The organism is Pseudomonas sp. AAC, assembly GCF_000725445.1.
In the GTDB taxonomy this organism is placed as follows: domain Bacteria; phylum Pseudomonadota; class Gammaproteobacteria; order Pseudomonadales; family Pseudomonadaceae; genus Pseudomonas; species Pseudomonas citronellolis.
This window is the reverse complement of record NZ_KL647096.1, coordinates 140,466-153,712: the sequence shown is the minus strand read 5'-3', so window position 1 is coordinate 153,712 and position 13,247 is coordinate 140,466. Positions and strand designations below refer to the sequence as shown.

Here is a 13,247-nt window from a genome sequence, read left to right as displayed (position 1 = left end):
TCCGCTGCCTTGGCTTGGCTCCGCTCCCTCTCCCTAACCCTCGGCTGCGCGCCCCGCCCTGAAGGGAGAGGGGACCGTTCGGAGTGCGCTGATGCTTCGGCGTTGGCCGGCGAGCACAGGGACTACCGGCTGAAACCAAGCCTTCTCTCGGCACGGACTAGCCCCCTCTCCCTCTGGGAGAGGGCTGGGGTGAGGGATGCGGAGCCAACCCGAAACACCACCGCCACCGGGAGCTCCATTCGCGAGCAAGCTCGCTCCTACGAAAAGCCGTGCCCACCCGGACGCTGGGCGCGGCCTCTAAACACCCTGCAACAGCCTGCCGCAGGCATCCCGGGGCAGGGGACTATGCTGTAGGAAGGCGCCGCCCCTTCATTCGCCCGCGGCGCCGCTTCGGTCCTGGCCGGGGAGGCGTGCCATGCTCACGCTGTTTCGCCGCTGCGCTTTGCTCCTGCTGCTGTTCGCGGCCGGGGCGCTGGCGGCCCCGCCGGCGGTGGTGCTGACGGTGGACGGGGCCATCGGCCCGGCGACTTCCGACTACGTGGTGCGCGGCCTGCAACGCGCCGTGGACGAGGGCGCGCCTCTGGTGGTGCTGCGCATGGACACCCCCGGCGGGCTGGACAGCGCCATGCGCGACATCGTCAAGGCGATCCTCACCAGCCCCATCCCCGTGGTCGGCTATGTCGCCCCCAGCGGAGCGCGGGCGGCCAGCGCCGGCACCTATATCCTCTATGCTTGCCACCTCGCCGCCATGGCCCCGGGCACCAACCTGGGCGCCGCCACCCCGGTGCAGATCGGCGCGCCCGGCGCCCCGGAAAAGCCCCAGGGCAAGGACGGCAAGCCAGCCGTCAGCGAGGAGGACACCCTCAAGCGCAAGCAGGTCAACGACGCGGCGGCCTACATCCGTGGCCTGGCGCAGCTGCGCGGGCGCAATGCCGAGTGGGCCGAGCGCGCGGTGCGCGAAGCGGTCAGCCTGTCCGCCGAGGAAGCCGTGAAGCAGAAGGTCGTCGACCTGCAGGCCGGCGACCTCGACCAGTTGCTGCGCGCCATCGACGGGCGCAAGGTGCAGGTGGCGGGGCAGGTGGTGGGCATCCACAGCGCCGGCCTCGCCTGGGTCGAGCACCAGCCCGACTGGCGCACCCGCCTGCTGGCGGTGATCACCGACCCCAGCGTGGCGCTGCTGTTGCTGATGATCGGCGTGTACGGGCTGATCTTCGAATTCGCCAACCCCGGCCTGGCGCTGCCCGGCGTGCTCGGCGGCATCTGCCTGCTGCTCGGGCTCTACGCCATGCAGCTGCTGCCAGTGAACTACGCGGGGGTGGCGCTGATCGTCCTCGGCCTGGCCTTCATGGCCGCCGAGGCCTTCGTGCCCAGCTACGGCAGCCTGGGCATCGGCGGCATCGCCGCCTTCGTGATCGGCGGGCTGATCCTGCTGGACACCGACGCGCCGGGCTTCGGCATTCCCCTGGGGCTGATCGTCGGCGTGGCCACGGTCAGCGCGCTGTTCATCGCGGGGGTGCTGGGCGTGGCCATGAAGAGCCGGCAGCGCCAGGTGGTCAGCGGCGCGGCCGGCCTGGTGGGCAGCCTGGCGACCGTGGACGCGGTGGCCGACGGGGATGCCCACGCCGGCTGGGTACAACTGCAGGGCGAACAGTGGCAGGTCCGCTGCGCCCGGACCCTGCGCGCCGGCCAGCGGGTCAAGGTGCTGGCGCGCGACGGCCTGCGCCTGGAGGTGGCGGCCGACGACGAATCGGGAGGTGACTGATGGGTATTCCCTTCGGACTGCTGGTGGCGCTGGTCCTGCTGCTGATGCTGGTGGCCAGCGCCCTGCGCATCCTGCGTGAATACGAACGCGGGGTGGTGTTCCAGCTCGGCCGTTTCTGGAAGGTCAAGGGCCCGGGGTTGGTGCTGGTGATCCCGGTGGTGCAGCAGATGGTCCGCGTCGACCTGCGCACCGTGGTGCTCGACGTGCCGCCGCAGGACGTGATCTCCCGCGACAACGTCTCGGTGAAGGTCAACGCGGTGGTGTACTTCCGCGTGCTCGACCCGCAGAAGGCCATCATCCAGGTGGAGAACTTCCTCGCCGCCACCAGCCAGCTGGCCCAGACCACGCTGCGCGCGGTGCTCGGCAAGCACGAGCTGGACGAGATGCTGGCCGAGCGCGAGCGCCTGAACCTGGACATCCAGAAGGTGCTGGACGCGCAGACCGACGCCTGGGGCATCAAGGTGGCCAACGTCGAGATCAAGCACGTCGACCTCAACGAGTCCATGGTCCGCGCCATCGCCCGCCAGGCCGAGGCCGAGCGCGAGCGGCGGGCCAAGGTGATCCACGCCGAGGGCGAGCTGCAGGCCTCGGAGAAGCTGATGCAGGCCGCGCAGATGCTCTCCCGCGAGCCCGGCGCCATGCAGCTGCGCTACATGCAGACGCTGGGCAGCATCGCCGGCGACAAGAACTCCACCATCGTCTTCCCCATGCCCATCGACCTGCTCAAGGGGCTGCTCGAAACAAATGGACAGACTAAGAAGTGACTGACGGCAGGTCGGATGGGACTGAGGCGTCTACCCTGTAGGTTTTCTGAAAATTCCTTACCGTCCCCTTGCGGACGGACTACGGGGGAAACCATGAGCTACCGCAACCTGGCGGCCCTGACCCTAGTGTCATCCGCCCTTTTCGCCGGCTGCGCCGGCTCCCCGCAGATGAGCTGGTCGCGCGTCGGCGACTCCGCCCAGCGCGCCGTGCTCGATCCCGGCACCTGGGCGCCGGTGGCCGGCGCGGCGGTGATCGCCGCCGGCAACTGGGACCACAAGTGGCAGAAGTCCGCGGCCAACCACGAATGGCTGTTCGGCGGCGACGCCAACTCCGCCGCCGACCACATGCTCAACGCCAGCACCGCGCTGAGCGTGGTCACCGGCCTGGTGGCTGCGCCCAGGGGCAGCGAGGGCGAGGAGAAGTGGGCCTGGCGCGGGCGCAACCTGGCGCTGCTGGCCACCGACCGCTATGCCGTGACCGGCCTGGTGGAGGAGTGGAAGGAGGTGTCCGGGCGTGACCGCCCCGACGGCATCCCCGACGACTCCTTCCCCTCCAAGCACACGGCGGTGACCGCCGTGCACAACAGCTTCACCCGGCGCAACCTGGACTACATCGACATGGACCCGACCCTGCGCTTCACCGCCAAGGCCGGGCTCTACACGGTGGACGGGCTGACCGCGCTGGCGCGGGTGGAAGGCTCCAAGCACTACCCAACCGATACTTTGGTGGGCATGGCGGTGGGCAACCTCGCCGCCAACTTCACCTACAATCTGTTCCTTGAGGGATCGCCAGACAGCGCCTATTCCTTCGGTGTTCTGCCCGAAGCCGGTGGGGGAATGAGCCTGCGCGCGGCGATGCTTTTCTGAGTCCGCCCGCTTGCCGGTAGCGGGGCGCGGGCCTCGAGCAAGGAGAGCCATGCTGCTGCGTGCCCTGCTGATCGCCCTGGCCTTGCCGTTCTGCGCCCAGGCCGAAGAGCCGCTGAACCTGGTCGCCGACCGCTGGCCGCCCTATGCCGACGCGCAGATGCCCGGCCGCGGCCTGGCGGTGCATTTCGTCAGCACCGCGCTGACCCGCGCCGGCTACGCTATCCACTACGCCGAGGTGCCCTGGCCGCGCGCCCTGCACGGGCTGCGCAATGGCGAATACGACGTGCTGGTGGACTCCTGGTACAGCGCCGAGCGCGAGACCTTCGGGCAGTATTCCGAGCCCTACCTGGTGAATCGCCTGCGCTTCCTCAAGCGCAAGGGCTCGCCCATCGTCTTCGAGCGCCTGGCCGACCTCTACCCGTTCCGCATCGCTGTGGTCCGTGGCTACAGCTACACCCCCGAGTTCAACGAGGACCGCCGGCTGCACAAGGTGCCGGTGCTGTCCTTCCCCAACGCCGCGATGATGGTGGTCGCCGGCCGCGTCGAGCTGACATTGGAAGACGAGTGGACCGCCCGCTACATCCTCGAACACGACCTGAAGGACGAGCGCCACAAGCTGGAGTTCCTGCCCCAGCCGCTGTCGGAGAACCCGCTGTACATCCTGGTCAGCCGCGCCAACCCGCGCCACGCGCAGATAATCGAAGACTTCAACCGCGAGCTGCGGCTGATGCGCGAGGACGGCAGCTACGACGCCTTCATGGACCTGCGCGGGCCCTGAGCCGGGCTCAGGCGGCGGCTTCCTGCTCGGCGCCGATTTCCTTCTTCAGCAGGTGCGCGGCCAGGCTGCGCAGCGGCGCCAGCTCGCGGCAGATCAGCGCCAGCTGCGTCTGCACCAGGCGCTGCGGGTCTTCCAGTTCCTCCGGCACCTGTTCCAGGCGCTTGGCCAGGTCTTCCTCGGTATCGCTGTGGATGGCCACCGGCTTGCGCTGGGCGAGGCTGGCGGCGATGTCGTCGAGGCTGGCGGTGAGCTGCTCGGCGGCTTCGCCGATCAGCGCGTTGGCCGGCGACTCCGGCAGGCGGTCGCGGTGCGCGCCCAGGGCCGAGAGGTAGCTGAGCAGGGTGTGCGAGAGCACCAGGAAGCGGAAGCCCAGCTCGGCGTCCTTGCGGAAGTGGCCGGGCTCCAGAAGCATGTTCGACAGCGTGGTGGAGAGCGTCGCGTCGGCGTTGTGGGCGTTGCGCCGGGCGGTGCGGTAGGCCAGGTCGTCGCGCTTGCCGCTGGCGTACTGCTGCATGATCTCGCGCAGGTAGCGGGCGTTGCAGGCCAGGGTGCCGCCGACCAGGCTGTGCAGGCGCCGGCCCTGCCAGTCGGGGAGGATGAGGAACACCGCCAGGCCGGCGATGAAGGCGCCCAGCAGGGTGTCGAACAGGCGCGGCAGGATCAGCCCGTAGCCGTTGCCCACCTGGTTGAAGCACAGCAGCACCAGCAGGGTGATGGCCGCGGTGGCCAGGGTGTAGCGGGTGCTGCGGGTGGCGAAGAAGGCCACCCCGGCGACCACCGCGAGCAGCGATTGCACCAGCGGGTTGGGGAACAGGTCGATCAGCGCCCAGCCGGCCACCAGGCCGACGAGGGTGCCGAGGATGCGCTGCACCAGGCGGATGCGCGTGGCGCCGTAGTTGGGCTGGCAGACGAACACCGTGGTCAGCAGGATCCAGTAGCCCTGGGTCGGGTGGATCAAGTGCAGCACGCCGTAGCCGGCGGTCAGCGTCAGGCCCAGGCGCAGGGCATGGCGGAACAGCAGCGAGGTGGGCGTGAGCTGCTGGCGGATGCGTTCGAAGGCATCGCGCAGCGAGCGCGGCGAGCGGTCCAGCAGGGCGCTGTCCTGTTCCTCGGCGAGGGCGTCGGGGTTGCTCGCGCCGCTGAGCTTCTGGTCGAGGGTGGCGAGGTTGCCGGCCAGCGCGCCGAGGGAGCGCAGCAGCGCGCGCCAGGCCGGGTTGCCCTGCTGGCGCAGGTATTCCAGCGAGGCCTGCAGGTCGGCCAGGGCCTGCTCGCTGTCGTTATAGTCGAAGCGCTGGCGCAGGCGGATGGCTCGCGACAGCGCCTGGCAGGCCTTGCCCTGCTGGTTGAGCAGGCGCTGGCAGCGGAACAGCACGTCGCTGTGGAAGAAGGCCTCGGCCAGGCGGTTGTAGGGGTAGTGCGAGGAGCTGGCGCGCTCGTGGACGTCCTGGGCGATGAAGTACAGCTTCAGGTAGCGGCTCAGCTTGGCCCCCGGGCGGCCATGGCTGAGGCGGCTGAGGATGGTTTCCTTGGCCTGGTTGAGCGTCACCACCAGCCTGCCGTTCTGCCGCGCCAGGGCCAGGCGCCGGTCCTCGACGTCGAGCTGGCGCAGCGGCTCGAACAGCGTCGACTTGATCTTCAGGTACTCGCCCAGCTCGAAGTAGGCGCGGGCCAGCACCTGCTGCACCGGCTGGTTGGCGAAGAGCGCGTTCCACAGCACCGAGAGCGCGCCGTACCAGGCGGCGCCGGCCACCAGCAGCAGCGGCTCCTGCCACAGGTCGCCGGGGGCGCCGCCGCGCTGGTCGACGCCGATCATGGTGTAGATGGACAGGATCAGCGTGGCCGAGGCGATGGCCGCATAGCGCTCGCCCAGCGCGCCCAGCAGCGTCATGCCGAACGCCGACAGGGCCAGGCCGGCGACGAACAGCCAGGGGTAGGGGAACAGCAGCTCCACCGCCAGCGCGGCGATGAGGAAGCACACCAGCGTCACCAGCAGCGCCTTCAGGCGGCCCAGCCAGTGGTCGTCGGTCTCGGCCAGGGCGCTGGCGATGATGCCCAGGAACAGCGGGATCACCAGCTCGGTGCGGCCCAGCAGCAGGCAGGCGGTCATGGCCCCGGCCAGGGCGATGAACACCCGCAGGCTGTAGGCGAACTTGTCCAGCGCCCACAGGCGCCGCAGGGTCTCGAACAAGGGGGAGGAAAGCATGCGCGTCGGGGACTTCCGAGGTGTCTCTGCGCTGAGACTAGCGGATCGCCTGGCGCGCGGCTATTGGTTGCGGGGGATGCTTTTCGTGGGAGCTAGCTTGCTTGCGAAAGGTGCTTGCCCTGAAGAGCGCCCTCTCCCTAACCCTCGGCTGCGCGCCCCGCCCTGAAGGGAGAGGGGACCGTTCGGCGTGGTTGGGTATTTTGGAGTTAGCCGGCAACACCGAAGGTTTCCGGCTGAAACCATTCCTCCTCTCGGCACGGACAAGCCCCCTCTCCCTTCAGGGAGAGGGCTGGGGAGAGGGGACGGCGGTGACCTCATGCACCGTTATGACCAGGAAACTCCATTCGCGAGCAAGCTCGCTCCTACGAAGAGCCCCGCGCGTCAGAGGATGCGCACCTTGAACGAACGCCCCTTGATCCTGCCTTCCTGCAGGCGCTTGAGCGCCGCCTTGGCCTGGTCGCGCTGCACCGCCACGTAGGCCTGGAAGTCGAAGATGGCGATCTTGCCCACCGCGCTGCCGGGCAGGCCGGCGTCGCCGGTGAGGGCGCCGAGGATGTCGCCGGGGCGCAGCTTGTCCTTGCGCCCGCCGGCGATGTTCAGGGTGGTCATCGGCGGCAGCAGCGGCGCCGGGTTGGCGCGCAGGAAGTCGATGCGCTCCCAGTTCAGTGGCTTGCCCTGCAGGTCCTCGATGGCCTGGGCGCGGGAGGCTTCGGCCGGGGCCACCAGGGACAGCGCCAGGCCCTTCTCGCCGGCGCGGCCGCTGCGGCCGATGCGGTGCACGTGGACCTGGGCGTCGCGGCTCAGCTCGACGTTGATCACCGCCTCCAGGCCCTCGATGTCCAGGCCGCGGGCGGCCACGTCGGTGGCCACCAGCACGCTGCAGCTGCGGTTGGCGAACATCGCCAGCACCTGGTCGCGCTCGCGCTGCTCCAGGTCGCCGTGCAGGGCCAGGGCGGAAATCTTCTGCGCGTCCAGCGCCTGGGCCAGCTCCACGCACTGCTGGCGGGTGTGGCAGAAGGCTACGGCGGACTGCGGGCGGAAGTGCTGCAGCAGGCGCACCACCGCATCCATGCGCTGGCGCGGCTCGATTTCGTAGAAGTGCTGTTCGATCTGGCTGTCGTCGTGCAGCGCCTCCACTTCCACACGCTCGGGCTGGCGCAGGAACTTCGCCGCCAGTTGCTCGATGCCGGCCGGGTAGGTGGCCGAGAACAGCAGGCTCTGCCGGCGCGCCGGGAGCTGGCCGATGATGTCGGCGATGCTGTCGTAGAAGCCCATGTCGAGCATGCGGTCGGCCTCGTCCAGCACCAGGGTGTTCAGCCCGTCGAGCACCAGGGAGCCGCGGCGCAGGTGCTCCTGCACCCGCCCCGGGGTGCCGACCACCACGTGGGCGCCGTGCTCCAGCGAGCCGATCTGCGGGCCGAAGGGCACGCCGCCGCAGAGGGTCAGCACCTTGATGTTGTCGGCGGCGCGGGCCAGGCGGCGGATCTCCTTGGCCACCTGGTCGGCCAGCTCGCGGGTCGGACACAGCACCAGCGCCTGGCAGCCGAAGTAGCGCGGGTTCAGCGGGCTGAGCAGGCCGATGCCGAAGGCCGCGGTCTTGCCGCTGCCGGTCTTGGCCTGGGCGATCAGGTCGCGGCCCTTGAGGATGACCGGCAGGCTGGCGGCCTGGATCGGCGTCATCTCTTTGTAACCGAGGGCTTCGAGGTTGGCGAGCAGGTCGGCGGAGAGGGGCAGGCTGGAGAAGGCGGTGGAGGTCACGAAGAAAAAACCCGACAGGCGTGTGGGCGCGCAGTGTAGCAGGAGGGGCGCCGCAGGGCCCTGGAGAAACGGGTAAAACCCGCGAATCCACTGGCGTTGGTCAACACCCGTCCGAAACGGACGGACGGTCGTATAGTGTATGTTTATACAGATTCGCTTTCCGCAGGTTTTTGTCGTAGAGTGCCTCCACTGTGTTTGCATGGGTCGCCGTCGATCGTGACCTGATGCGGTCGGTTATTCCACCCCGTCCTGCTCGACTCCTTGTAACTCCTTGCAACTCAGTTCCTGCCACTCTTTTGTGGCTATTTCTACATCTACGTTCCAAGGAGAACACCATGTCGAATCGTCAGAACGGCACCGTCAAATGGTTCAACGAGACCAAAGGCTACGGCTTCATCACCCCTGAGAGCGGCCCGGACGTCTTCGTTCACTTCCGCGCCATCGAAGGCCACGGCTTCAAGACCCTGGCCGAAGGCCAGAAGGTCAGCTTCGAAGTCGTGCAAGGCCAGAAAGGCATGCAAGCCGAGCGCGTTCAGGTAATCAACTAAGATTCCCTGGCGTCGCCGAAAACCCCGGATGGAAACATCCGGGGTTTTTTGTTGCCTGATTGGCGTAGGCCATCTGTACTGCCATTGCCCCCGACTCCGGAGCCCGATCCATGAAACCGCGCCTCGCCGGCCTGTTGCTGGCCTTCATCTGCCCCACGCTGTTCGCCGCGCAGCCGGCCACCTGGGGTTGGGTCGAGCAGGCCAGGCTGATGCCGGAGAACGCCCTGCTCAAGGTGCGCCTGGACACCGGCCTGCAGACCTCGGTGATGGACGCGCGCAACCTGGTGAAGATCCGCAAGAACGAGCAGCGCTGGGTGCAGTACGACATCCTGGTCAAGGACGCGGCGACCGGCCAGGTGCAGCGCCTGCCCTTCGAGCGGCCCGTCGAGCGCACCCTCAAGGTTCGCGGCGCCAACGGCATCGAGCATCGCCCGGTGGTGAGCATGGACCTGTGCCTGGGCGACAAGGTCTACCGCGAGCAGTTCGCCCTGGCCGACCGCGAGGGCAGCGACTACCCGGTGCTGCTGGGCCGCCGCAGCCTGGAGCACCTGGGCGCCGTGGACGTGTCGAAGACGCTGACCACTCCGCCCACCTGCAAGCCCTGATTCAGTGCCCGTCGTCGGGCTCCAGGCGCCGTGGCGCCTGGGCCGAGCGGCCGTCGTCGCGGGCCAGCTGGAAGAAGATCGCCGCCGCCGCCATCGACATCAGCCCGACGCTCAGGTAGGTGGCGTGGAAGGCGCCGAGCACGTCGCCGGCGTTGATCTCGACATCGCTCTTGAAGCCGCCCAGCAGCGCCGCCGCGCAGGCCACGCCGAGGCCGATGGACAGCTGCATCACCACCGACAGCAGGCTGTTGCCGGCGCTGGCGTTGTCGTCGCGCAGGTCGATCAGCGTCAGGGTGTTCATCGCCGTGAACTGCAGCGAGTTGACCCCGCCCAGCAGGCCCAGGTGAATCAGCAGCCAGAGGTAGGGCGTGTCCTGGTCGACCAGGCCCAGGCCGGCGATCAGCGAGCCCAGCAGCAGGGTGTTGCCCACCAGCAGGCGGCGGTAGCCGAACAGGTCGAGGATGCCCTTGGCCAGCGGCTTGACCACCATGGCCATGGCCGCCAGGGGGATCATGGTCATGCCCGCCTTGGCCGGCGCGAAGCCCAGGCCCACCTGCAACAGCAGCGGCGTGAGGAAGGGCAGGGCGCCGCTGCCCAGGCGGGCGAACAGGTTGCCGAGCACGCCGACGGCGAAGGTGCGCGTCTTGAACAGGCTGGGCGGGAACAGCGGCGCCTCGACGTTGAGCGCGCGCAGCCAGTAGGCGGCCAGCAGCACCAGGCCGCCGATCAGCAGCATCACCACCCGCACGTGGGGCATGTGCAGCTCGCCCAGGCCCTCCAGGGCGATGGTGATCAACACCATGGCGCCGCCGAAGAGCAGGAAGCCGGGGCTGTCGAAGCGGCTGAGCGTGGCGCCGCGCAGGTCGGGCATGAGGCGGATGGCGAAGACGATGCCGAGCAGGCCCACCGGGATGTTGATGAGGAAGATCCAGTGCCAGCTGGCGTACTCCACCAGCCAGCCGCCGAGGGTCGGGCCGGTCAGCGGGCCGAGCAGGCCGGGGATGGTGACGAAGCTGAGCACCCGCACCAGGTCGCTGCGCGGGTACACGCGCAGGATCACCAGGCGCCCCACCGGCATCATCAGCGCGCCGCCCAGGCCCTGCACCACGCGGGCGACGACCAGCACCCCGAGGCTCGGCGAGAGCGCGCAGAACAGCGAGCCGAGGCTGAACAGGAAGATCGCGAAGATGAACACCCGGCGCGTGCCGAAGCGGTCGGCGATCCAGCCGGAGGCGGGGATCAGCAGCGCCACCGTGAGCAGGTACGAGATGACCACCGCCTGCATGCGCAGCGGGTCCTCGTTCAGCGAACGGGCCATGCTCGGCAGCGCGGTGTTGAGGATGGTGCCGTCCAGCGCCTGCATGAAGAAGGCGACGGCCACCAGCCAGGGAAGGATGCGGGCGATGCGCGGGGTGAGGATGAAGGGCTCGCTCATGATGGGTCCTTGTTCGGCTCCGGCAAGCATAGGCGGGGAGGGCGGTGCTGCGCGAGGGGCGCGCCAGAGCCGTTGCGCTGGCGCGGCGGTGCGCCTGTGCTGGACCTGAAGGGGCTTTCGAGGGGATCGGCAGGCATTCGCCGCGACCCGGGCGCAGGCGCCGCAAGTTCGCGCCGAGGTGGCGGAACAATGGCACCCGCCGCCAGTCCAATCTGCGTCCCGCACACCTTCGGCGCGGGACGCCACTGCATCAGGAGATGTCGATGACCGTCAGATTCCGTGTCACCTGCGCCGCCGCGGCGCTGCTCGCCGCCAGTTCCGCCTTCGCCTTCAACCTGGGGGACGCCGCCAAGGCGGTGTCCGGCGTGGCCGAGGGCGGCAACCCGGCCCAGGTGGCCTCCACCCCGCAGACCAGCGGCCTGCTCGGCGCCCTCACCGGGCAGCTGGGCGTCAGCGACGAGCAAGCCATCGGCGGCACCGGCGCGCTGCTCGGCCTGGCCAAGAACAAACTCAGCGGCACCGACTACACCCAGTTGGTGAAGGCCGTGCCGGGCCTGGACAAGCTCAGCGGCGCCAACGCCCTGGGCGGCCTCGGCGGCAGCCTGGGCAACCTCGGCGGCACCGGCGCCAAGGGCCTGCTGGGCAACGTAGACAGCATGGGCGACGTGAACAGCGCCTTCAGCACCCTGGGCATGGACCAGGGCATGACCGGCAAGTTCGCCAGCGTGCTGCTGGATTACTTCGGCAAGCAGGGCGTGAGCAGCAACCTGCTGGGCAGCCTGGGTAGCCTGTGGGGCGTGGGCGGCTGACGCTGGGTATATCCCTGTAGGAGCGCGCCCTGCGCGCGAATCGCGGGCAGGGCCCGCTCCTACAGTCCACCGAGAGGCATGGCGTTCCATTGTAGGAGCGGACCTTGTCCGCGATTCCGACGGCGAGGCCGGCGCCTGCTGGGTATCGCTTCGCTCAACGCCATCCTACGGTTAAACCTGACGGAGCGTTCGGAACGAAGGGCATGGCCATCAGTCGAATCCGTTGACCGCCCATGCCGAGGCGGGACCTGCCTGCCGCGGAGCCTCCGATGATCGCCCGAGCCCTTCCCATCCTCGCCGCCTGCGCCTGGCTGGTGGCCTTCCCGGCCGCCGCCGAGACCTTCGAGGAAATCCCCAGCGCCGAGTCCGGTGCCGCAGCCACGGCCGCCAACGGCCTGGTGGAGACCCTCGGCCAGCGCCTGAACATCAGCGACGAACAGGCCATCGGTGGCGCCGGCGCCTTGATCGGCCTGGCCATGAACCGCCTCGACGACAGCCAAGGCACGCAGTTGCAGAAGAGCCTGCCGGGGCTGGACCAGCTGTCCTCGGGCAACCTCGGCGGCGGCATCGGCGCTCTGCTGGGCGGCGCCGGGCAGTTGCTCGGCGGCATCCAGAACCTGCAGGACGTCGACCAGGTGTTCAATGTGCTGGGCATGAGCGAAGGCATGGTCGACCGGTTCGCCGGCGTGATGCTCGACTACCTGGTCAAGCAGGGCCTGAACAGCCAGTTGCTGGGCACCCTAGGCAAGCTCTGGGAAAGCGCCCCGCTACCTTCCACGCCAGCCACCACGGTGGCCGGCAAGGCGATCTAGCTCAGAACTCGGCGCGCAGCGCGTCGATGCGCGCGTCCTTCTCTTCCCACAGGCGCGACACCCAGGCCTGCACGTACTGGCGGAATTCCGCGTCGTTCTCGTAGTCGCCCTGCCATAGCGCGGGGTCGATGCCGTGGGTGCGGATGTCGACGATCACCCGCGGCACCCTGCCGCTGAGCAGGTCCCAGAAGCCCGGCTTGGGGCCCTTGGGGTAGACCACGGTGACGTCGAGCATGGCGTCCAGCTGCTCGCCCAGGGCGGCCAGCACGAAGGCCACGCCGCCGGCCTTGGGCTTGAGCAGGTTCTGGTAGGGCGACTGCTGCTGGGCCTGCTTGGCCGGGGTGAAGCGGGTGCCTTCCAGGTAGTTCACCACCGTCACCGGCATGCCCTTGAACTTCTCGCAGGCGGCCCGGGTGATCTCCAGGTCCTTGCCCTTGAGCTGCGGGTTCTTCTCCAGGAAGGCCTTGGAGTAGCGCTTCATGAAGGGGTAGTCCAGGGCCCAGAAGGCCAGGCCGAGGAAGGGCACCCAGATCAGCTCCTTCTTCAGGAAGAACTTGAAGTAGGGCGTCTTGCGGTTGAAGGCCTGGACCAGGGCCGGGATGTCGACCCAGGACTGGTGGTTGCTCACCACCAGGTAGGAAGTGTCGCGGCGCAGCTGGTCGCCGCCGCGGATGTCCCAGACGGTGGGCGTCATCAGGGCGAAGATGGCCTTGTCGATCTCCGCCCAGGTCTCGGCGATCCACATCACCCCGTTGGAGCAGGCGTCCTTCAGCGCCTTGCCCGGCAGCACCAGCTTGAGCAGGGCGATCAGCAGCATCGGGCCGATCAGGATCAGGGTGTTGAGCAGCAACAGGAGGCTGGTGACGATTCCGGTCAGCGTGGCCCACATGGCGGTGCGATTCCTTG

The 13,247-nt window shown here is 68.8% G+C and carries 12 protein-coding genes; 8 read left to right on the top strand and 4 right to left on the bottom strand.

Annotation, left to right across the window (positions count from 1 at the left end; translation table 11 throughout):
* Window positions 1-415: 415 nt before the first annotated feature.
* From FG99_RS10535 to FG99_RS10520, 4 genes are all read left to right on the top strand, one after another.
* The gene (locus FG99_RS10535; protein ID WP_043269413.1) at window positions 416-1,762 is read left to right on the top strand and encodes an NfeD family protein; all 1,347 of its coding nucleotides are present in this window, start codon (window positions 416-418) and stop codon (window positions 1,760-1,762) included.
* On the top strand, window positions 1,759-2,526 hold the full coding sequence (locus FG99_RS10530; protein ID WP_141766302.1) for a slipin family protein: 768 nt from the start codon (window positions 1,759-1,761) through the stop codon (window positions 2,524-2,526). The genes FG99_RS10535 and FG99_RS10530 overlap by 4 nt, the downstream gene beginning before the upstream one ends.
* 93 nt (window positions 2,527-2,619) lie before the next feature.
* The gene (locus FG99_RS10525) at window positions 2,620-3,393 is read left to right on the top strand and encodes a phosphatase PAP2 family protein (protein WP_043269411.1); all 774 of its coding nucleotides are present in this window, start codon (window positions 2,620-2,622) and stop codon (window positions 3,391-3,393) included.
* A 49-nt stretch (window positions 3,394-3,442) separates the two neighbouring features.
* The gene (locus tag FG99_RS10520) at window positions 3,443-4,171 is read left to right on the top strand and encodes a substrate-binding periplasmic protein (RefSeq protein WP_043269409.1); all 729 of its coding nucleotides are present in this window, start codon (window positions 3,443-3,445) and stop codon (window positions 4,169-4,171) included.
* Between the two features lie 7 nt (window positions 4,172-4,178).
* Here FG99_RS10520 and yccS read toward each other — a convergent pair whose 3' ends face one another.
* Window positions 4,179-6,374 (bottom strand): YccS family putative transporter, encoded by a 2,196-nt coding sequence (gene yccS, locus FG99_RS10515; RefSeq protein WP_043269407.1) that lies wholly within the window; start codon window positions 6,372-6,374, stop codon window positions 4,179-4,181.
* Window positions 6,375-6,755: 381 nt separating this feature from the next.
* Window positions 6,756-8,132 (bottom strand): ATP-dependent RNA helicase DbpA, encoded by a 1,377-nt coding sequence (dbpA, locus tag FG99_RS10510; protein WP_043269405.1) that lies wholly within the window; start codon window positions 8,130-8,132, stop codon window positions 6,756-6,758.
* Window positions 8,133-8,467: 335 nt separating this feature from the next.
* Between dbpA and FG99_RS10505 the strand changes: the two genes are divergently transcribed.
* Both FG99_RS10505 and FG99_RS10500 read left to right on the top strand, forming a co-directional pair.
* On the top strand, window positions 8,468-8,680 hold the full coding sequence (locus tag FG99_RS10505) for a cold-shock protein (protein ID WP_009615451.1): 213 nt from the start codon (window positions 8,468-8,470) through the stop codon (window positions 8,678-8,680).
* Between the two features lie 110 nt (window positions 8,681-8,790).
* The gene (locus tag FG99_RS10500; RefSeq protein WP_009615452.1) at window positions 8,791-9,285 is read left to right on the top strand and encodes a retropepsin-like aspartic peptidase RloA3; all 495 of its coding nucleotides are present in this window, start codon (window positions 8,791-8,793) and stop codon (window positions 9,283-9,285) included.
* A gap of 1 nt (window position 9,286) precedes the next feature.
* On the opposite strand, the gene mdtD is transcribed toward FG99_RS10500, so the two are convergent.
* Window positions 9,287-10,720, bottom strand: a complete 1,434-nt coding sequence (mdtD, locus tag FG99_RS10495; RefSeq protein WP_043269402.1) for a multidrug transporter subunit MdtD — start codon at window positions 10,718-10,720, stop codon at window positions 9,287-9,289.
* Window positions 10,721-10,983: 263 nt separating this feature from the next.
* Between mdtD and FG99_RS10490 the strand changes: the two genes are divergently transcribed.
* The gene (locus tag FG99_RS10490) at window positions 10,984-11,529 is read left to right on the top strand and encodes a DUF2780 domain-containing protein (protein WP_081884608.1); all 546 of its coding nucleotides are present in this window, start codon (window positions 10,984-10,986) and stop codon (window positions 11,527-11,529) included.
* Window positions 11,530-11,798: 269 nt separating this feature from the next.
* Complete coding sequence (locus tag FG99_RS10485) at window positions 11,799-12,341, top strand: DUF2780 domain-containing protein (protein WP_043269398.1); 543 nt, start codon at window positions 11,799-11,801, stop codon at window positions 12,339-12,341.
* A gap of 1 nt (window position 12,342) precedes the next feature.
* On the opposite strand, the gene FG99_RS10480 is transcribed toward FG99_RS10485, so the two are convergent.
* Window positions 12,343-13,230 carry an acyltransferase gene (locus FG99_RS10480; protein WP_043269396.1) on the bottom strand — a complete coding sequence of 296 codons (888 nt, stop codon included), beginning with the start codon at window positions 13,228-13,230 and terminating at the stop codon, window positions 12,343-12,345.
* Between the last annotated feature and the right edge of the window lie 17 nt (window positions 13,231-13,247).

Bases quoted from the DNA above. Each gene is read 5' to 3' on its own strand.
- FG99_RS10535 (WP_043269413.1), top strand. From the start codon at position 416: ATGCTCACGCTGTTTCGCCGCTGCGCTTTGCTCCTGCTGCTGTTCGCG.
- FG99_RS10525 (WP_043269411.1), top strand. From the start codon at position 2,620: ATGAGCTACCGCAACCTGGCGGCCCTGACCCTAGTGTCATCCGCCCTT.
- FG99_RS10520 (WP_043269409.1), top strand. From the start codon at position 3,443: ATGCTGCTGCGTGCCCTGCTGATCGCCCTGGCCTTGCCGTTCTGCGCC.
- yccS (WP_043269407.1), bottom strand. From the start codon at position 6,374: ATGCTTTCCTCCCCCTTGTTCGAGACCCTGCGGCGCCTGTGGGCGCTG.
- FG99_RS10505 (WP_009615451.1), top strand. From the start codon at position 8,468: ATGTCGAATCGTCAGAACGGCACCGTCAAATGGTTCAACGAGACCAAA.
- FG99_RS10500 (WP_009615452.1), top strand. From the start codon at position 8,791: ATGAAACCGCGCCTCGCCGGCCTGTTGCTGGCCTTCATCTGCCCCACG.
- mdtD (WP_043269402.1), bottom strand. From the start codon at position 10,720: ATGAGCGAGCCCTTCATCCTCACCCCGCGCATCGCCCGCATCCTTCCC.
- FG99_RS10490 (WP_081884608.1), top strand. From the start codon at position 10,984: ATGACCGTCAGATTCCGTGTCACCTGCGCCGCCGCGGCGCTGCTCGCC.
- FG99_RS10485 (WP_043269398.1), top strand. From the start codon at position 11,799: ATGATCGCCCGAGCCCTTCCCATCCTCGCCGCCTGCGCCTGGCTGGTG.
- FG99_RS10480 (WP_043269396.1), bottom strand. From the start codon at position 13,230: ATGTGGGCCACGCTGACCGGAATCGTCACCAGCCTCCTGTTGCTGCTC.